A 19,274-nucleotide genomic window follows, 5' to 3' on the forward strand; every position below is an offset into this window, starting at 1 on the left:
CAGTTCCTTATGTGTATAAGATAAGAATAAGTTGGCTCACGACTCGCATTTAACTGCAAAGTCGACATGATAATGCTCGTCATGGCGAACCCATGAAGGTTTTGTCGAAAATTGTATATGAGTTTTCAGGTAGTCGCCGTACTTAGTTTTAAATAAGTTAGCTTGCAGCTTGGGGTCGAAGATAACGCGCCAAATATCTACAGCGCGTTTTTTCGATTCTTTGTGTAGTTCTACAATGTGTGCAGCTAACGCGACATAATCAATTTCGTAATTCGCATAAAAACCGTCTGGGCTGAATTCGATGTTGTACCCAAATTTATTGAATGGATGCGTAGGTAAATGCACAGACTCTTTGTTGTTATTCAAAACTGGCGTCATAAAGTCGACAGACAAACCATTCTGATGTGTTTTGTGTGGTCTAAATTTACCACCATCAGCAAAACCTGTTTCTGCATACTTGAATACTTTCTCTGGCTCTAATTTTTCTAAATTTTTATAAGCATTAACCACTATATCGTAAACCGTTGAATGCACATGTGTTCGGCCAGCTAAACGAGCTATATCACTGTAAACAATAAAATTGTTGCCACTTCGTGGTAGCTGCACACCAGCTTTTAAACTGCCATTAGCTGTGGTTCCAAAACATACGCTCTGCTTAGCGTGAACCGGCAACACTAACCATAACAACATTGCTATTGCGTATTTCATTTGAATCTCTCTATAACAGTCAACAAAACCTCTGCACATCCAACCGGGTTAGATTGAACAATAAAGTGACCACCCGCTAAGTTAATGATTTCAATATTACTACAGTGCGCTGTTAGTTTAGCCACTGCTCGCTTTGAAACCAAAAAGTCGCGGCTGGGTTGAATATAAGTGCACGGAATATCTATGTTGTCGTCTGGCATAGGTAAATTTGCCATATTTCGAATTCGTTCTTTTAAAACAGCTTCACTGGTGGTTTGTAATGAACTAGCCAGTAATTTAAATGCATTCGCTCCAGCTCTATTGGCAAAACACATGTGATTCAGTATTTTTTGCGGAGCCAATCTTAAAATTTGGTTTAAAGGCATGGCAGCTGCAATTTTCACTAATGGATGTGGCCGCGTGATAAAGCTAGCAGCAAAAACGATATGAACAATATTATTGGGTTTTATATTTGTGACTAGTTTTGCCAAATAACCTGAGTAAGACTCAGCAAACAAAACTAGCTTTTCATTACCTAGTGAATCCGCAATAAGTTGCGCTTGGGCAGCGTAGTTTTGGTTACCACTTTGTTCAAGCGCTATAACTTGATACGAACACTTACCATCAATCAAATTTAGCAAGGCCTCATACATCAGGCCAGAGCCATCCATACCAGGCAAAAAAATAACTCGCATAACGTCCCTAATTAAACTACTACCTCAAATAATTGCCCAACAGCAGCGGTACAAGCCATGGCAATTGCTCCCCAAAAAGCGACACGAAACGCGCCTATTTTAATAGGTGCGCCACCAACATAAGCGGCAAGCATGCCAAGCACGGCTAAAAATAATACAGAACTTGTAGCAACACTGGTTATTAACCAAGACAAAGGCACCAGCCATGCCATTAACAGTGGTAAAAAAGCCCCAACCGAAAAGGTAATTGCTGAATAGGCTGCTGCGGCAAATGGCTGGGCACTAGAGATTTCTGATATGCCAATATCATCTCGTGCATGTGCGCCGAGTGCGTCATGCTCCATTAATTGCCGAGCAACTTTTTTTGCAAGGTCAAACTCAACGCCGCGCTCTTGATAAATTTTTGCAAGCTCTAACACTTCAAGCTCGTAATTTTCTTCTAATGATTGTTTTTCTATTGCTAAGTCAGCACGCTCAATATCTGACTGAGAACTAACCGAAACATATTCACCCGCCGCCATAGATAAAGCACCAGCAACTAAACCAGCGACACCCGCGAGCATAATATTTTCAATACTAGAGCCTGCTGCTGCGACACCTATAATCAAACTTGCGTTTGAAACGATACCATCATTTGCGCCCATAACTGCCGCGCGCAACCAGCCTGATCTATGCGACCTATGTTCTTCTTCGTGTGGAATGTAGTTCGTCATTCAGTATCCATTATAGGGTTGGAATTACCGCTCGTTATATAAGAGTTATAGCAGACATCTGCCGCTAAGTGCTACAAAATTAGCTTGCGCTCCCACGTATCCATTCTGATTTTAAGCGTAAATAAACTAATCAATAACTTTGGAAAGTTGCATACAGCTGGATTGTTGCATCCTTTGATTAGGGCAACGCGGTAGTTGGATGATTGAGGTGGGGGGAATCCGCAATCAAACAAGCATAATTTTCGCAAAAATGCTGTAAATACAATCCCTGTACGCTCGCAAACGTCGTCCCAGACGTTTGAAGTTTTGCTCTAAATTATCGCTCGCTTGCTTGCCGATTATCGGGCTGTGGGAGCAACGCAGATTACGCTTAAGTGCTTGCTGATTTTTTAAACCTAATCGCCAGCAACAACTCGTGCTACTGCTTTATCAAAACGTTTAAAACCTTCTTCAATGTCTTGTTCTTCAACAATTAAAGACGGCGCAAAACGCACAACATTTGGGCCTGCAACTAAACACATAAAACCTTGTTCGATAGAAGCTGCAATAAACTCTTTCGCACGACCTTCGTGCTCTTTATTCATTACCGCACCTAACAACAAGCCTTGACCACGAATGGTTGAAAATACATTATATTTTTCATTAATTTGCTCAAGCTTTTCACGGAACATAGCTTCACGCTTTGCAATACCCGCTAAAACTTCAGGCGAATTAATAATATCAAATGCCGCTTCAGCTACCGCACAAGCTAAGGGGTTACCGCCATAAGTTGTGCCGTGTGTGCCAAATTTTAAATGCTCAGCAATATGGTTTTTAGTTAAAATTGCGCCAATTGGGAAACCACCACCTAATGATTTAGCGGTTGATAAAATATCTGGTTCAACCCCATAAGACTGGTACATATATAAATAACCAGTACGACCAAAACCAGTTTGCACTTCGTCTAAAATCATTAATGCGTTGTGTTTGTCACATAAAGCACGTACACCTTGCATAAACTCAGGTGTTGCTGGCATTACCCCACCTTCACCTTGCATAGGCTCTAAAATAACCGCACAAGTTTTGTCAGAAATTAACGCTTCAAGTGAGGCTAAATCATTATAATCCGCATGGTCAATTGCACCCGGTTTAGGGCCAAAACCATTTGAATAAATTTCTTGCCCACCCGCAGTAACGGTAAAGAAAGTACGGCCGTGGAAAGATTGTTTGAACGAGATAATTTGGTCTTTTTCTTCACCATATACTTCAAGTGCATAACGACGCGCTAGTTTTAATGCTGCTTCATTTGCTTCAGCACCTGAATTACAGAAAAATACTTTATCAGCAAAAGTGGCATCCACTAACTTAGTGGCTAAACGCAATGCTGGCTCGTTGGTCCAAACATTACTTACATGCCATAATTTTTGACCTTGCTCTTGTAAAGCTTGTATTAAGGCTGGATGACAATGACCCAAACAGTTCACCGCTATACCACCTGCAAAATCAATATACTCGCGACCGTCTTGGTCCCACACATGCGAACCATCGCCACGTACAGGAACCATATTTTGTGGGGCATAGTTTGGTAACATCACTTCGTCAAAAGTAGCTCGATTGACCTGAAGCTGATCAGTCATTGAAATTCTCCATTGAATAATTTTCTTATAAGTATAGTGGCAATAATATTAGCCACAACCGTAAATTCATTGAATTAGAATTAAATTTTGTTTGCCATCAACTTAGCTTTAGTAACGATGCACGACAGCTACAAAACCGCTGCTGGCACGAACTTAACTTTATGTCGAAGCTTTGGAAATAATATACGAGATAAAAACGGCAAGAGAAAGATAATTATTCTTTAATTTTGAATCTTTATGCATAATTGAATTTTCGACATTTTATAATGCTAAAGAGTGCTACTTTCCATCAGCAAATCACCTTTGCCCCTTCACCTCGCCCTGATATTTGATTAAACTTGCCGCAACATAAAACGATTAGTTCAAGTGAATGAATTTCTGCCAAATTACCAAACCTGCATTACCGAAAAATAGTTCGGACCATATTCAATGGGGCAATTTAAAAGGCAGCAGTGCTGCGTTTGCTATTAGCCAATTGAGCCAACAACAAAAGTCGCCTGTGTTGGTGGTTACGCCTGACACTGCGTCTGCGCTAAAAATGCATGCAGAAATTGATTCGCTGTTAAAAGAACACAAACAAAACGCGCATTTTTTCCCTGATTGGGAAACTTTAGCCTACGACACCTTTTCACCACATCAAGACATTATTTCGCAGCGTTTGCACACTTTGCATAATTTACAGCAGCGCAGCGGTGTTTATATTGTATCCATAAATACGCTGATGATGCGTATGGCGCCGGTTGATTTTATTGGTCAATACAGCCTTATTTTAAACCAAGGTGATAAGTTAGATATCGACTCTATGCGTGGTCGATTAGTACAATCAGGTTATCGTTTGGTTGACCAAGTAATGGAACATGGCGAATTTAGTATTCGAGGCTCATTGCTCGACCTTTACCCTATGGGGAGCAATCAGCCGTATCGAATAGATTTTTTTGATGATGAAGTAGACTCAATTCGAGTATTCGACCCGGAAACGCAGCGCAGTGGCGATACAATTAAAACAGTTGATTTATTGCCAGCGCACGAATTTCCAACTGATGATGCTGGCATAGAAAAATTCCGCCAAAACTGGCGCGCGCAATTTGAACCAAGTACAGATAAAGAATCGATTTATTATCAAGTCAGTAAAAAAATCATGCCGGCGGGCATTGAGTATTATTTACCACTGTTTTTTGAACAAACCAGTAGTTTGTTTGAGCATTTACCAGCACAAACCACTATTTTATTTACTGACAAAATACAGGCTGCCGCAACGCATTTTATCGACGAAGTTAATAAAAGATATGAAAACCGCCGTTTTGATAAATCGCGTCCGTTATTAGAGCCTAAACAACTATTTTTATCGGTTGACCAATTATTTTCTGGCCTCAAACAATTCGCTCGAATTGAATTTACCAGCCAAAATTTAGATGAAAAATCTGGCCGTTTTAACTTTTTAATTGAAGCAATTGACGACATTGCTGTAGATGCCAAACTGGCAAAACCGTACGACAAGCTCAATCGCTACTTAGCACAAAACGCAGCACGCACCTTATATGTGGTGGAATCGCAAGGTCGTCGCGAAACTTTATTAGAGCTACTCAAACAAAATAAAATAAAACCAACTACCTATCAGTCGGTCAGTAACTTCTTAAAAAATACCGCGGAAGCTGGCATTGTTGTTGCCGATTTAGAGCACAGCTTTTTAGCTGAAATCGACGGCAAAAAAATTGCTTTTGTTACCGAAACTGAACTACTTGGTAATGTTGTTAGCCAAAGGCGTCGCCGTTCAAGTGTGCGTGGGCAAACAGGTAGTACAGACTCGGTTGTTAAAAACCTTGCTGAGTTATCCGTCGGCCAGCCGGTAGTACATTTAGATCATGGTGTTGGTCGCTATTTAGGCTTACAAACAATTGATGCTGCGGGTGTACCCACTGAGTTTGTTACCATTGAATATGCTGATTCAAAACTATATGTACCAGTTTCGTCATTACATCTAATCGCCCGTTATACAGGTGGTGATGTTGACAACGCGCCGCTGAATAAACTCAGCAGTGACGCATGGGAAAAAGCCAAACGCAAAGCGTTAGAAAAAGTCCGCGACGTTGCCGCAGAACTTTTAGATATCTATGCGCGCCGCAATGCTAAGCCTGGTTATCCGTTTAAAATAGATGCAGACCAATACCGTCAATTCTCGGCAGGTTTTCCGTTTGAAGAAACTCAAGACCAACTAGATGCCATTCAAAATGTACTAGCTGACATGCAGCAACCTATAGCTATGGATAGGCTAGTTTGTGGCGACGTTGGTTTTGGTAAAACTGAAGTGGCCATGCGTGCGGCTTTTGTTTCGGTAAACGAAGGCAAACAAGTTGCAGTGTTAGTGCCAACTACCCTACTTGCGCAGCAACATTATGAAAACTTTAAAGACAGATTTGCCGACTGGCCTGTGCAAGTAGAAGTATTATCACGCTTTAAAAGTGCTAAACAACAAAATGAAGCTTTGGCCAAATTAAAAGATGGAAAAGTCGACATTATTATTGGCACACACAAGTTACTTTCAAAAGACGTACAGTTTGCTGATTTAGGTTTATTAATTGTTGATGAAGAACACAGGTTCGGCGTTAAACAAAAAGAATTGATTAAATCGCGCCGTGCTGATGTGGATATTTTAACCCTTACCGCCACGCCAATTCCGCGAACGCTCAACATGGCCATGAGTGGTATGCGCGATTTATCTATTATCGCCACGCCACCGAAAAAACGTTTATCAGTTAAAACCTTTGTGCGCCAGTCAGACGACAGCTTAATTAAAGAAGCAATTTCACGTGAAATTATGCGTGGTGGTCAGGTGTACTTCTTACACAACTCAGTAGAGACGATAGAAAAAACTGCACAAAATGTACGTGAGTTAGTACCCGAAGCAAATGTTGTAGTGGCACATGGGCAAATGCGTGAACGTGAGCTTGAACACGTAATGTCTGATTTTTATCACCAAAGGTACAATGTGCTTGTCTGTACCACTATTATTGAAACAGGTATCGACATTCCAAGCGCCAACACCATAATTATTGACCGCGCCGATAACTTTGGTTTGGCGCAATTACACCAATTGCGTGGCCGTGTTGGCCGTTCGCATCACCAAGCTTATGCCTATTTAATGACACCGCACGTTAAACGCATGACCAAAGATGCACTTAAGCGTTTAGAGGCAATTGAACAATTAGAAGATTTAGGTGCAGGTTTTGCCCTTGCAACACACGATTTAGAAATTCGTGGTGCAGGTGAATTGTTGGGCGAAGACCAAAGTGGTCAAATTACCTCTATTGGTTTCTCACTATATATGGAAATGTTAGAGCAAGCGGTTAATGCATTAAAAGAAGGCAAAGAGCCTTCGCTTGATTCAGTATTACAAAACCAAACCGAAATCGAGCTGCGTATTCCTGCGCTGTTGCCAGATGATTATATTACTGACGTCAATATGCGATTGTCCTTGTATAAACGCCTAGCAAGTTGCCAAAACAATGAAGAGTTAGACGACTTCCAAATTGAGTTAATCGACCGTTTTGGTTTATTGCCAGATGCGGCGAAAAACCTAATAAAAGTGAACCAATTAAAACTACTAGCAGCCAAAGCTGGTATTAAGAAAATTGATGTGGGGCCAAAAGGTGGTTTATTAGAATTTAGCCAGAATACCAAAGTAAGCCCAGCCTTTATTATTGGTTTAATTCAAGCACAACCTAGGATTTACTCAATGTCAGGTGCAGACAAATTAAGATTCAATATTGAAACTGAAGATACCCGTGACCGCATCAAGCTGGTAGAATCTATGTTAAACGAATTTGCGCAACAATCTAAAGGCTAACAATAAAGATGGACAGGCTGTCTAAATTGAATTCACTCAAATTAAGCTTATTAATTGCAGGCCTTGGATTATTCTGCGGCAATTCGGCAGCCATAGCCGCCGATAAAGAACGTTGGTTCGAAATTGAATTATTAATATTCGCCCACAACCCGTCGGACGAAAATATTAATGAAGAATATCAACCGCAGATCAAACCTATATTGGTGAATAAAGCGCGCGATTTAATTAGTCCAGTATTTCAGCCTGATCCGCAGCAACTACGCAAATTCTTACCACAATGTGCGGATGCAACACCCTATTTGCCCCCTTTGCAGTTGCCTGCAACTGCTGATTATCAAGGCCCGGCTGAGTCGTTCGCATCTAGTGAAAATGCCAGTTATTACGCGGGTATTTCGCAAAATGGCGCAAGTTTTTCTGACGATACAGCATTTACGTCGTCACAAAACCAAACAGAAGAAAGCAGAACAGGTGCTGACACTGCTGAAGGTGGATTAGCAATAGAGCAGTCTAACGTGCCTACTTTTGCTTTAACAATTGAGCGCCCTGTTGATATTCAGCAACTGACATTTCCTGTTGATGCACCAAGCTGGTTATACCCAATACACTGTTACCAGCCAACAGCCAGTGTGTTAAACCCTGACAGAGAAATATTAGACGAAGCGGATAACAGTGTGTATTGGTCACAAATGCCAACACGCATTACTCAACATGTAGACGAATATTCAACCGAGCCTTACTTGTTAAACTCTGAACTTTTGGCCTTTACCGAGCTAGCCACTAAGTTTAGATGGCGTAAAGACATTCGCACACTCATGCATATGGCTTGGCGTCAGCCAGTTAAAGCAGAAAACCAAGAAATACCTTGGCGCATATACGCTGGCAACAATTATTCAAAAGAATACAGCTATTATGGCGAACCCATTGTTGCTGAGAAGTTTGAAAGCGAACAACAAGTAACTGGCATCCAGCCGATTGAAGTGAATGAAAACGACCCAGTATTAAACTTGTCGTCTGAGCAGTCCCTTAAACACCAAAGCATTTTAAATAATATTCAGCAGGTTTTAGATAAAGTCGACTCTAATACTTGGTCAATTGAAAATGCACTCAAAGACAAACAAGCACTGGAATGGCAACAACAGCAACAAATAGCTGGTACGCCCAAACAAACTTGGCAGTTAGATGGTTTATTTAAAATATACCTGCGCCACTATTTGTTTATTGAAACCGAGTTTAACATTAGAAAAGTTGGCCCTCATCCAGAAAAAGTAATGGCGGATGACACAATTAAAGCGACAGATAATCCAGCAGGGTTAGATTTAGCCGACACTTTTTTATACCCCTATTACTTTAAACAGAATAAACGTATTCGCTCGACTGAAATTCATTATTTTGATCACCCACATATGGGTATAGTTTTACAAGTAAGGCGCTATACCCCACCAAACCAACCACAGGCAGATTAGCTTTTATTGGGGTTGATCCTAATCAAATCATCCCCAGTATTAATAACATCCGGAAATAAAAAACGATCCTTAGATCAAGGAGAAAGTTATTTGCCAACGGAATTCACCAACTGATTTGGGTTATGCCCAATATATACACTACCTAGTCCCCTGCCTGATAGTTTTTACGCTTGTCAGCAGCCTAGCGCTTGCTCGTGATTTATTTTTGCCACTGGTGTTGGCCAGTTTGTTGGCGCTATTGTTATCGCCATCCGTCAAATTCTTGCACAATATCGGTTTGCCGAAATTTTTAAGCAGTTTGATCATGACTCTTTTTTCAGCACTTGCGATGTTTTCAAGTGTTTGGGTGGCCGTACCGGCAATGGCTAAATGGATGCAAACAGCCCCTGAAAAAATAAAAGCAGCGATAGAAGCAGACAAACAAATTCAGTCAACTATAGATAAACTGCAAGAAACCTCGGAAAAAGTAGACGAAATGGTGGCTGATTTAGTCGAAAACTCAGCCGAAACCAGCATAGTGATAGATAATCAAGCTGGCTGGGTAGACCAAATATTTACTGGGTTACAAACAAGTTTTGGTGTACTCATTATTGTCTTAACACTCACCTTATTTATGCTCAATAACGGTGGTGAATTACTGCACAACTTAACCAAACTGTCGAACAACCGGCAAACTCGCCGCCGTGCAATCAAATTATTTAGAAGGTTACGCACAGAAGTTGGCCGCTATCTCGCTACGGTTTTAATAATCAATTTAATCTGTGGTTTGTTAACTAGTTTAATTGTGTGGTATTTCGATTTACCCATGCCTTGGGTTTGGCTAGTACTGGTTACTTTATTGCGTTTTATTCCCTACATAGGTGTCGCTGTAATTTGTGCGCTTATGTTTGTAATTAGTGTCAGCCAAATGCAGGCCGTGTTGCCTGCGCTCATGCCGGTTGGGGCATTTTTGTTATTAACCAATATTACTGGCATGTTAATCGACCCATATGTTCATGGTATTCGCTTACGTATAAACCCAATTATTGTATTTGCAGCAGTTTTGTTTTGGGCTTGGTTATGGGGCATTGCTGGCGCGATTGTGGCAGTACCCATGTTAACCATATTGTCGGTAACCGCGAGAACACTTGAATGGCAATCAGTTAATCAAATTATGGAGGGACGTAAATAATGAATAACTCATATATTCAACCAGACAGATTAACCACGGAGCAACACGAGCGCCGAGTTGGTTTTGAACTTGAGTTTGCCAGTGTCACTATAGCTGAAGTCGCCAGTGCTATTGCCAATGTATTTCACAGCAAAACAGAATATGTAACGGATACTGATTACAAAATTAATGTTGAACAGCTTGGTAAGTTCACCGTTGAACTCGACTGGCAATACGCACAAATTAAGGCGCAACAACGCGCATCTAACACCAATCACAACAAATCTGAATTAGATGTAGCGGGCGAAAAAATTCAACAATGGATCACAGAATTATCGACCAGTGTTGTTCCAACAGAAGTTGTTTGCCCACCTATACAGATTAGCCAATTACATCAGTTAGATAAAATGGTCAATGTACTACGCAAACTAGGCGCAAGTGGTACCAATGAATCGGCCATTTATGCGTTTGGCGTACATATCAACCCTGAGCTGCCAGACCTGTCAGCAAAAACAATTATTGCTTATCTGCAAGCTTTTTGTATTGCGCAAGATTGGTTAATTAAACAACATCAGGTGGACTTAAGCCGCAGGGTCATGCCGTATATTGAAAAATACAGCAAAAGTTATATCGACACAGTATTGCGATACAGCAGCGAAACGCCGTATCAAACACTTGTAGAGGATTATTTAACCTTTAATCCTAGCCGCAATAGAGCACTCGACTTACTGCCGCTATTTAAGCACATTGATGCGCAGCCTATTGATGCGAAATTACCACACGAAAAAATTAATACGCGGCCAACCTTTCATTATCGTTTGCCGAATTGCCAAATAAATGAAACTGATTGGCAACTATCTCGCTGCTGGAATATTTGGTGTGTTGTCGAGAAAATTGCTTCCACACCCGAGCTGTTACAGAGTTTAATCAACGAATATCAACAACAATCTGTCATTGATAAAGCAATAGGAAATAATCCATGTTTTGCACAGCTAAATCAAATTTATCAAGACCTGTTATCGGCGTAACAGGCAATGCCAAGCGTATTTCGCCATCGTGGCAGTGTATTCGCTTGTCGATATTTTTGGCTGGCGGCCGCGCGAAACGTATCAGCATTAAAACACCGCAAAAGCAGCGCAATTTTGCCGCTTTGGTGATCAGTGGCGGGGATGATATTCACCCCTCTTTATACGGCGGCGAAGTCATGGAAAAAGCCAGCTATGATCGCAAACGCGATGCGCTCGAAATGCATTACATTAAGTATGCTTTAAAAAACAATAAGCCTCTACTGGGTATTTGCCGTGGCTATCAGCTTATAAATGTTGTTTGTGGTGGCAGCTTATATCCTGATATTAGGCCTATGCGTAGAAAAACGTCCAATAAAAGTATGTTATTAGCACGCAAACCGGTCAGACTTAAAGCGGATTCTAAATTGGCAAAAATTGTTGGTAAAACCCATCTAAAAGTAAATAGTTTGCATCATCAAGCAATTAATACCCTAGGTAACAACTTGGTCGCAACTGCTTTTGATGCGGATAACTTTATTCAAGCAATTGAAGCAGCCAACAATCAAGCTATATTGGGTGTACAATGGCATCCTGAATATTTGCTCTACAAAAAAAGCCAGCGCAGACTATTTCGCTGGTTGGTTAACACATCCAAATAAACTTAATTTATGCTTAGTTACCTCACACTGTTTTTTAGCTCATTTTTAGCCGCAACTATTTTGCCTTTTTATTCGGAAGTGTTTTTGTTTGCTATGGTGCAACAGGGGCTACCTGGTTGGAGTTTAGTTGCCACAGCCTCTTTAGGAAATACTTTAGGCTCAGTTGTTAACTGGTATTTAGGCCGCTATCTACTTAAATATCAGCATAAAAAGTGGTTTTATTTTAAACAATCACAAATAGAAAAATCGCAAAAGTGGTTTGAGCGTTATGGAAAATGGAGCTTATTATTCGCTTGGCTACCAGTCGGTGGAGACGTTTTAACTTTAATTGCCGGTATGCTTAAAATTCGCTTAAGCACTTTTATTATATTGGTTGGAATTGGCAAAACTTTGCGTTACATCAGCGTGCTGTATTTTGCGCAACTTGCACAATACATATTGAATTAACCTCCCTTGTAAAAAAGTGAAATCCCTTTCCAAATACATACAAACGAACTTAAACAAACGATAGATAATTTAGCTTGGTAGACTTAAATTATCTAAAGTTACCTGTCACAAGGCAGAAACAATATAACAACATTTATATAGTAATACAATACCACTTTAGTGTTTTTTAAGCGCCTTCTAATAAAAACCTTTCTGCCCGTTCAACTCGGCGTGGAACACCCAAAACAATCAACACATCTTGTGGTATTAATTCCATATCTGGCTCTGGGTTGTAATACTCTTTACCGTCGCGTCTAAGCGCTGTAACTTCAACACCTCTGAGCGGTAAATCTAATTCATTTAAATGTAAACCAACGGCAAAAGCGTTATCCGTTAAAGTAACAGCGTGTAAATACTCCACTTCCCTTTCATCTTGTTTGTACGAATCACCTCGGTAGAAACCATGTAAACCATTGTAGTGATTTTTGCGCTCACGTCTTACCCGACCGAATATGCGTTTAACAGGTACACCCGAATGAAGCATGACATGCGAAACTAGCATGAGGCTGCCTTCTAAAGTTTCAGGTATCACTTCGTCGGCTCCTGCTTCAATTAATGCTTCCAAATTATCGTCGTTACCGGTACGAACCAATATTTTCGCGTTGTCAGCGTATTTTTTTATTAAATCGATAACCGCGAGCGATTTATGCAAATCATCGAATGCTATGATCACCAATTTAGCTTTTTCAATACCAACCGCTTTTAATACTTCAGTTTTACGTGCATCACCAAAATGAACTGGCTCATAAGCGGCTTTAGCTTCATGCACACGCGTTGGGTCTACATCTAGTGCTACGTATGGGATAGATTCTAATTTTAAAAAGCGACTAACAATCTGCCCAACCCGGCCAAAACCACAAATGATCACATGGTCGTTTAATTGTTCTTGTTGTGACTGAGTTGCATCTTGTACTTCTTCTTGGGTTTGTTTCGCTAAAAATTGTGCAAAACGTGACGAATGATTAATTAAATAGGGCGTGATCCCCATGCTGATAACACCAACACCCACCAACATAGAAGCCAAATGTTTGTTAATTAATCCTTGATCAAGCGCAAGTGCGGCAATAACAAAACCGAATTCGCCCATTTGACACAACATAATGCCACTGGCCCAAGCGTCAGCTTTGCTTTGTTTAAACAAACGAGCAATCACTTGAATAATTAAAACTTTAATTGCCAAAACTATCGCAACAAACAGTAATAACCAGTGGAGCGATTCAGCCAGAATAAAAATGTCTAGCTGCATGCCTACACTGATAAAAAACAAGCCCATTAAAATGTCACGAAACGGCCGAATATCGGCTTCTAATTGATGTTTATATTGGCTTTCACCTAACATCATGCCTGCTAAAAACGCGCCCAGTGCCATAGATAAACCAAACAAATGAGTGATAGCGCCTGTTAGTAAAGCAACCAAAATAGTGGTTAAAACAAATAATTCATCGGAGCGAGCTTGCGCGATTTCATTAAATAAACGCGGTAACAACCATTTACCAACCGAGATCAGCAAGATAAATACTAAGGCACCATTGAGTAATGCCATTAATAAACTCGACGCCAAATTTGCCTGACTAGCTCCGGCAATTATTGGAATAACAATTAACATGGGCACTACAGCAAGGTCTTGAAATAACAAGATAGACACAGCCAATTGCCCACGTTTATTTTGTAACTTGCCGTTTTCTGTCAGCTGTTTAATAACAATAGCGGTTGAAGACAAAGCCAAGGCGAACGCGACCACTAATGCCGATTGCCAGTTATAGCCACTGACTAAACAGACTATTAATATGATCAGCAGTGTGACCACCACCTGCACTAAACCTACACCAAATACCAATTGGCGCATGGCAATCAGCCGGGGAAAGGAAAATTCCAAACCTAAAGAAAACAGCAGAAAGACAATACCCAACTCACCAACAAAGGCGATCTCTTTGGTTTCGGATAAAAAATTGAAGAGTGAAGGGCCAACTAAGATGCCAGCGACTAAATATGCCAGTATCGGTGCTAGCTTGAGCCGACGAAAAATCGCCACTAGGCTGACTGAAATGGCAAGTAACAATAAGATTTCTGAAAAAAGCGTCAATTCCATCGTATGGTTATAATTCTATTAAGGAAAACTAAGACTATGTATTAATAATAGGTGAACATTTTAGCTCTGCCGAAAATTTATAAAAAAATAACCAACAGCAAAGGAATTAACGTGTGGTCAATTTATTGACTTCTAAGTTTATCTCTTATTAAGAAACGTCAAAAAAGCAAATTAACACCATTAACCTTATGACTTTATTGGTTATTTTAAAGTTGGCATTAAATTGGCTTTAACTAATCTATCAATAGCCATAAATAGAGGTGTAAGGTGGATATATTACAAAGTTACCTGTCATCTGACCAAAACACATTAAATCCCTTGCCAAGCCAGTTCTTAGCGCAAGACCAGCAATCCGATTTTTCATCGTTTGCTAGTCTGACTGAGCGTTTGCACTCTTCGCTTGATTTACAGCGTATTGTGCAAATTTTTGCCGATGAAGTGGCAAAATACGTACAAATTAGCGGCATTAGAATTCAAACCGAAGCAGCAAGTGTGCAAACTGAACGATTTGTTGAAGGGATTTACGAACATATTACGGAACTACATATAAATCAAAAGTCAGTGGCTATTTTGACTTATGCTTCATATCGTGAATTTGAAAACCAAGATCTAAGGTTGTTACAAAGTCTGCAAAACAAATTAACTATGCCGGTTTACAACGGTCTGCAGTATTTTTTGTTGCAACAACAAACGGTCAAAGATCACCTAACTCAGTTGGGTAATAGAGCCGGTTTTGATGAACAGTTTGAAATGGCGATTGCGCGCACACAAAGAGATGAACAACCTTTAACTTTATTGGTTATTGACTTAGACAACTTTAAGCGTGCAAACGACACTTATGGCCATGAAATGGGCGATGAAGTATTAAAAACCTTTGCAAAAATATTACGCCGCTGTATTCGCCGTAGCGATTTAGCCTTTCGGTTTGGCGGAGATGAGTTTGCGATATTGCTCAATAACGCAGAAGAAGACATAGCAATGCGTGTTGCCTCGCGAATTCAATCTTTGGTAGCACAGTCAGCAATTATGCACCAGTGCCAAGTTTCTAGCTCAATTGGCTGCGCGGCTTGGGAATATAGCGAAACGAGCAAACAATTGTTTAGACGCGCTGACAGCGCCCTTTACCTTGCAAAAGACAGCGGTAAAAATCAGCTAAAATGTGCTTAATAAAGTGAAATTAACTTGCTAGAATCCGAGCTTTGTTAAGCTCGGTTAACCTACTAAACATGTCCAAAATTGAACACGCTATTCAAACTGCACTCGAAATCATTTGCCAACTTCATAACGAAAACAAAACAGTCAGCGTTGCTGCTGTGCGCAATCGCGCTTTATTACCTCTTCCATTACCAGCCATAACTAAAGCGGTTTCTGCTTTTAAAGAGAACCCAGAAACTTATTTAAAAGCTTGGCAACACAACAATCCTCAAGCAATTGCTGTGGAAGAGCCTGAAGTTGAACAATTAACCGAACTTACCTTAGAACAAAGAGTGGTCCAACTAGAACAACAAGTCGCACAACTCCAGCAAGCATTAGACAAGCTGGTTAATAAAGTCGACTAAGTTATCTGCGAGTTTGCGTTTTGGCGCCTTGCCGACCATTTCTAACATAACTGCCCCACTCGTATTATCTAATGAAATAATATATTGGTCATCATCGGTTGCAGCGATAAAAACGGTTGGCGCTTGTTTTAGCTTTTGTTTCATCAAAAGGTGGCCAATTATATTCTCTTGCAAAATGGTGAAGTCTTCATCATTCCAAGCTTGAATTAAACTTAAGTTATTACCATCAAACTCAGCTTCTAAGGTGGGTGCATAAAAACTACAATAAAATGCGATGATATCCGGATGTAATTCAAGCTCTAACGCATTATTGATATTTGATAAATCGGACGAGCCGTCACGTTGTACTGCATGCCAACTACAATTTTGTTGTTTGTCGTCAACTTCATCAATACACGGGCTTAACCAATCGTCGTAATATTCTATCCAAGTTTGCGCTTGTTGCTTTTTATTAAAAAAATTAGTGAGTGCGTCGTGAATCAAGGTCGACATAAGGTACAATAAGGCCTATTAAAGTTAAGTTAAGACAGTTATTAGGCCTTATGTCACAACAGAACACAAGTATTTTACCCGAGCTAAAACTTGGTAAATCGACTGAATATGTAGACCAGTACGATGCTAAACAATTACAAGCTGTACCGCGCAAACTAATGCGGGATTCCTTGCCAAATAAAAACCAAGCTTTTTTGGGAGTGGACATTTGGACCGGGTACGAAATTTCTTGGTTGTCTCAATCGGGCAAACCCGTTGTATATATAGGGGAGTTTACATTTAGTGCCAACTCTGCAAACTTGGTTGAATCTAAGTCGTTTAAACTTTATCTAAATAGCTTTAACCAAAGTAAATTTGACTCGGTCGAGCAAGTAACAGCTTTGATGCAACAAGATTTATCTGCATGCAGCGGCGCAGAAGTTGAAGTCACACTATATCCATTAGGCCAGTTTGCCAAACGACGTGTTACCTATTTATCTGGTGATTGTATCGACGAGATTGACATAGAAATTAGCAGTTACAATTACAATCCTGACTTGTTGAAGCTGGATAGTCATAAAAGCGAATTGGTAGAAGAAACTTTAGTTTCACATTTGCTTAAATCTAACTGTTTAGTCACCGGTCAGCCCGATTGGGCAAGCATAGAAATTTGTTACCAAGGCCAAGCTTTTGACAAAGCCTCTGTGTTGCAATATTTAATTGGTTTTAGAAATCACAACGAATTTCACGAACATTGTGTCGAAAGAATTTTTCGCGACTTAGAAAGCAGGCTTAAACCGCAAAAGCTCAGTGTATATGCAAGGTATACCCGCAGAGGTGGCTTAGATATCAATCCATTACGTGTCTCACATATGAGTTTGTTGAAGGATAAAACTGCGCATAGATTGGTTCGTCAATAAAAAAATGTTTCATTTTTGCCAACAAATTCCTGTGATTGGACTAGGCGAATCTGTTGGTTTATGGTTAAATCACAAAGTTTTGTGCGCCCTGTCTAAAAATTTTAACCTTGATGTTCGAGATTTTCAGCTACAATCAGGTAACGGATGAAACACTGGTCTTAACCAGAAGTTATGAAGTTGGTGTTGTAGCGGCCACATAATTGACCGGGATTTAATTGAGTGTCTGAAGAGCAATTAGAGTTACTTAAAAAGAAGCTAGTCGTTTCCGTTCGTTCAAGGCAGAGCCTAGAGCGAACTTATGAGCAGCAATTTGCAACTTTAACTGGGTTTATTAGCCGTCTAACCAACGTTTGTAAAGGAATTGACGTTGAGCTAGACAATCGCTTAGCTAAGCTTCGTGCATACTTGGCCAAAAATCCAGATATGCAAAACCTTGCACCTTTATTAAGCCATATTGAACAACTGCTTGCACAGCACAGTACCCGCTTAGCACTCAATTTAAAACAAACAACCACAACACTTAAAGCTGCAGGTAAACAACTTCAACAAGTTAAAAATCTAGACCCTGATTTTCGTCGTGAACTTCGTGGGTTTATGCAAAGTATCGACGAACCTAAATCATCTTTATTACATTATTTACCTTGCATTGAAAAACTCGCTAGCTTGTATCACAAATGTCTTGCTATTCAAACAGGTAGTCCAGCACCTGAAGTTGACGCCGAAGCGCTAAAAGGTTTACAAAGTGATATCAGTGCAGAGCTAGTCAACATTTTAAGTAATATTGCTTTTTCCGGTGAAAACGCAGAAAAGATTGATGCGCTTCGCGAAATTTTATCCTCTACAGTAACGCCCGAAATTCTGGTTAATAGCTGTGTGGAAATTATCCGCATAATCATTAATAGTATCGCTGAAGAGCGTCAATCTGCACAAAGTTTCTTATTTAGTTTAAATGATGCATTAAACTCAGTGCACACTGCCGTTGCAAGTTCTATCAATGGTAGTACTGAGATTAATCAATCTAAACAAGAGCTAAACGATAAACTTAAAAAAGATTTAGCCGGCATGTCTGCTGAAATTGAAAAAGCTAAGTCGTTAGATGTACTAAAAAAACAAATCAACGGTCGAATAGCCGATATAGTTGATGCTTTAACCAAAAAAGAAGAGTTAGAAGTTCAAGAACATGACTTGTTGATTACCAGTTTAAGTCAAATGGAAGAACGTTTATTTGAACTTGAAAAGGAAGCAGAAGAATATAAAAAGAAACTGTCAGAACAAAGATTTAAATCATTGCAGGATGCACTGACTAAATTACCGAACCGTGCTTCTATGGATGAGCGCATGGAACTAGAATATCGCCGTTGGATGCGCTACAACCACGACTTATGTATCGCAGTTGCCGATATTGACCACTTCAAATCAATTAACGATACCTTCGGCCACTCAGTCGGTGATAGAGTATTGCAAATTGTCGCCGCGTGTTTGCAAAAAGGTTTACGCGAAACTGACTTTATCGCCCGTTACGGTGGCGAAGAGTTTGTCATGTTATTCCCTGAATCTAAACTTAAAGACATTGAAAAACGCTTAGAACATATTCGAGCGGAAGTTAAAAAAATTCCATTTAAGTTTAAAAATGCTGATTTAGTTGTAACTATCTCTATGGGCTTAACCCAATTTAAAGCCATAGATCAACCTCAAAGCGCATTTGATAGAGCGGATCAAGCTTTATATGACGCCAAAGCGGGTGGACGAGACAAGATAGTGCTTAAAAGATAAGCTATTATTTTTCTTCACTTTTTCAAAAAATGAGTAATACTTAAACTACACTGTTGTTTAAAGTGTTACAGCAGCAACGGCGCTGTTAATGTTTCTATCATCAACTGCATGATAACCAGAATATTAACGCGTTTGCGCATGC

At 40.1% G+C, this 19,274-nt stretch carries 16 protein-coding genes; 10 read left to right on the top strand and 6 right to left on the bottom strand.

Going from position 1 to position 19,274, the window contains the following annotated elements; genetic code table 11:
• Window positions 1-36: 36 nt before the first annotated feature.
• From WSC_RS0114445 to WSC_RS0114460, 4 genes are all read right to left on the bottom strand, one after another.
• Window positions 37-708 carry a penicillin-insensitive murein endopeptidase gene (locus WSC_RS0114445; protein WP_016956657.1) on the bottom strand — a complete coding sequence of 224 codons (672 nt, stop codon included), beginning with the start codon at window positions 706-708 and terminating at the stop codon, window positions 37-39.
• A complete protein-coding gene (locus WSC_RS0114450; protein WP_016956658.1) occupies window positions 705-1,382 on the bottom strand; it encodes an alpha/beta fold hydrolase in 678 nt (225 codons plus the stop codon). The genes WSC_RS0114445 and WSC_RS0114450 overlap by 4 nt, the downstream gene beginning before the upstream one ends.
• Window positions 1,383-1,393: 11 nt before the next feature.
• Window positions 1,394-2,095 carry a VIT1/CCC1 transporter family protein gene (locus WSC_RS0114455; protein WP_016956659.1) on the bottom strand — a complete coding sequence of 234 codons (702 nt, stop codon included), beginning with the start codon at window positions 2,093-2,095 and terminating at the stop codon, window positions 1,394-1,396.
• 395 nt (window positions 2,096-2,490) lie between these two features.
• Window positions 2,491-3,711 (bottom strand): aspartate aminotransferase family protein, encoded by a 1,221-nt coding sequence (locus WSC_RS0114460; protein WP_016956660.1) that lies wholly within the window; start codon window positions 3,709-3,711, stop codon window positions 2,491-2,493.
• Between the two features lie 370 nt (window positions 3,712-4,081).
• On the opposite strand from WSC_RS0114460, the gene mfd reads away from it, so the two are divergent.
• From mfd to WSC_RS0114490, 6 genes are all read left to right on the top strand, one after another.
• Window positions 4,082-7,555, top strand: a complete 3,474-nt coding sequence (gene mfd, locus WSC_RS0114465) for a transcription-repair coupling factor (protein ID WP_016956661.1) — start codon at window positions 4,082-4,084, stop codon at window positions 7,553-7,555.
• A 26-nt stretch (window positions 7,556-7,581) separates the two neighbouring features.
• Window positions 7,582-9,018, top strand: coding sequence for a CsiV family protein (locus WSC_RS0114470; RefSeq protein ID WP_157447304.1), 1,437 nt, complete (start codon window positions 7,582-7,584; stop codon window positions 9,016-9,018).
• A 115-nt stretch (window positions 9,019-9,133) separates the two neighbouring features.
• Window positions 9,134-10,189, top strand: a complete 1,056-nt coding sequence (locus WSC_RS24285) for an AI-2E family transporter (protein WP_016956663.1) — start codon at window positions 9,134-9,136, stop codon at window positions 10,187-10,189.
• Window positions 10,189-11,196: an amidoligase family protein gene (locus WSC_RS22975; protein WP_016956664.1), complete on the top strand. Its 1,008-nt coding sequence runs from the start codon at window positions 10,189-10,191 to the stop codon at window positions 11,194-11,196. Before WSC_RS24285 ends, WSC_RS22975 begins: the two co-directional genes overlap by 1 nt.
• Window positions 11,148-11,834, top strand: coding sequence for a gamma-glutamyl-gamma-aminobutyrate hydrolase family protein (locus WSC_RS0114485; protein ID WP_016956665.1), 687 nt, complete (start codon window positions 11,148-11,150; stop codon window positions 11,832-11,834). The genes WSC_RS22975 and WSC_RS0114485 overlap by 49 nt, the downstream gene beginning before the upstream one ends.
• A gap of 9 nt (window positions 11,835-11,843) precedes the next feature.
• Complete coding sequence (locus WSC_RS0114490; protein WP_016956666.1) at window positions 11,844-12,281, top strand: YqaA family protein; 438 nt, start codon at window positions 11,844-11,846, stop codon at window positions 12,279-12,281.
• 166 nt (window positions 12,282-12,447) lie between these two features.
• Here the strand turns inward: WSC_RS0114490 and WSC_RS0114495 are convergent, their stop codons facing one another.
• A complete protein-coding gene (locus tag WSC_RS0114495; RefSeq protein WP_016956667.1) occupies window positions 12,448-14,409 on the bottom strand; it encodes a monovalent cation:proton antiporter family protein in 1,962 nt (653 codons plus the stop codon).
• 267 nt (window positions 14,410-14,676) lie between these two features.
• On the opposite strand from WSC_RS0114495, the gene WSC_RS0114500 reads away from it, so the two are divergent.
• Together WSC_RS0114500 and WSC_RS0114505 are read left to right on the top strand one after the other, a co-directional pair.
• Window positions 14,677-15,576 (top strand): GGDEF domain-containing protein, encoded by a 900-nt coding sequence (locus WSC_RS0114500; RefSeq protein WP_016956668.1) that lies wholly within the window; start codon window positions 14,677-14,679, stop codon window positions 15,574-15,576.
• Window positions 15,577-15,635: 59 nt separating this feature from the next.
• Complete coding sequence (locus WSC_RS0114505; RefSeq protein ID WP_016956669.1) at window positions 15,636-15,968, top strand: hypothetical protein; 333 nt, start codon at window positions 15,636-15,638, stop codon at window positions 15,966-15,968.
• On the opposite strand, the gene syd is transcribed toward WSC_RS0114505, so the two are convergent.
• Window positions 15,939-16,460 carry a SecY-interacting protein gene (gene syd, locus WSC_RS0114510; protein WP_016956670.1) on the bottom strand — a complete coding sequence of 174 codons (522 nt, stop codon included), beginning with the start codon at window positions 16,458-16,460 and terminating at the stop codon, window positions 15,939-15,941. The two genes, WSC_RS0114505 and syd, sit on opposite strands and share 30 nt — an antisense overlap.
• A gap of 50 nt (window positions 16,461-16,510) precedes the next feature.
• Between syd and queF the strand changes: the two genes are divergently transcribed.
• Complete coding sequence (gene queF, locus WSC_RS0114515; protein ID WP_016956671.1) at window positions 16,511-17,359, top strand: NADPH-dependent 7-cyano-7-deazaguanine reductase QueF; 849 nt, start codon at window positions 16,511-16,513, stop codon at window positions 17,357-17,359.
• Between the two features lie 219 nt (window positions 17,360-17,578).
• Complete coding sequence (locus tag WSC_RS0114525; protein ID WP_016956673.1) at window positions 17,579-19,132, top strand: GGDEF domain-containing protein; 1,554 nt, start codon at window positions 17,579-17,581, stop codon at window positions 19,130-19,132.
• The last annotated feature ends 142 nt before the right edge of the window (window positions 19,133-19,274 follow it).

The organism is Catenovulum agarivorans YM01, from assembly GCF_000281085.1.
Classification (GTDB): Bacteria; Pseudomonadota; Gammaproteobacteria; order Enterobacterales; family Alteromonadaceae; genus Catenovulum; species Catenovulum agarivorans.

Coding starts and splice junctions, on each gene's coding strand:
- queF (WP_016956671.1), top strand. CDS start 16,511: ATGTCACAACAGAACACAAGTATTTTACCCGAGCTAAAACTTGGTAAA.
- WSC_RS0114485 (WP_016956665.1), top strand. CDS start 11,148: ATGTTTTGCACAGCTAAATCAAATTTATCAAGACCTGTTATCGGCGTA.
- WSC_RS0114490 (WP_016956666.1), top strand. CDS start 11,844: ATGCTTAGTTACCTCACACTGTTTTTTAGCTCATTTTTAGCCGCAACT.
- syd (WP_016956670.1), bottom strand. CDS start 16,460: ATGTCGACCTTGATTCACGACGCACTCACTAATTTTTTTAATAAAAAG.
- WSC_RS0114505 (WP_016956669.1), top strand. CDS start 15,636: ATGTCCAAAATTGAACACGCTATTCAAACTGCACTCGAAATCATTTGC.
- WSC_RS0114450 (WP_016956658.1), bottom strand. CDS start 1,382: ATGCGAGTTATTTTTTTGCCTGGTATGGATGGCTCTGGCCTGATGTAT.
- WSC_RS0114455 (WP_016956659.1), bottom strand. CDS start 2,095: ATGACGAACTACATTCCACACGAAGAAGAACATAGGTCGCATAGATCA.
- WSC_RS22975 (WP_016956664.1), top strand. CDS start 10,189: ATGAATAACTCATATATTCAACCAGACAGATTAACCACGGAGCAACAC.
- WSC_RS0114495 (WP_016956667.1), bottom strand. CDS start 14,409: ATGGAATTGACGCTTTTTTCAGAAATCTTATTGTTACTTGCCATTTCA.
- mfd (WP_016956661.1), top strand. CDS start 4,082: ATGAATTTCTGCCAAATTACCAAACCTGCATTACCGAAAAATAGTTCG.
- WSC_RS0114445 (WP_016956657.1), bottom strand. CDS start 708: ATGAAATACGCAATAGCAATGTTGTTATGGTTAGTGTTGCCGGTTCAC.
- WSC_RS0114460 (WP_016956660.1), bottom strand. CDS start 3,711: ATGACTGATCAGCTTCAGGTCAATCGAGCTACTTTTGACGAAGTGATG.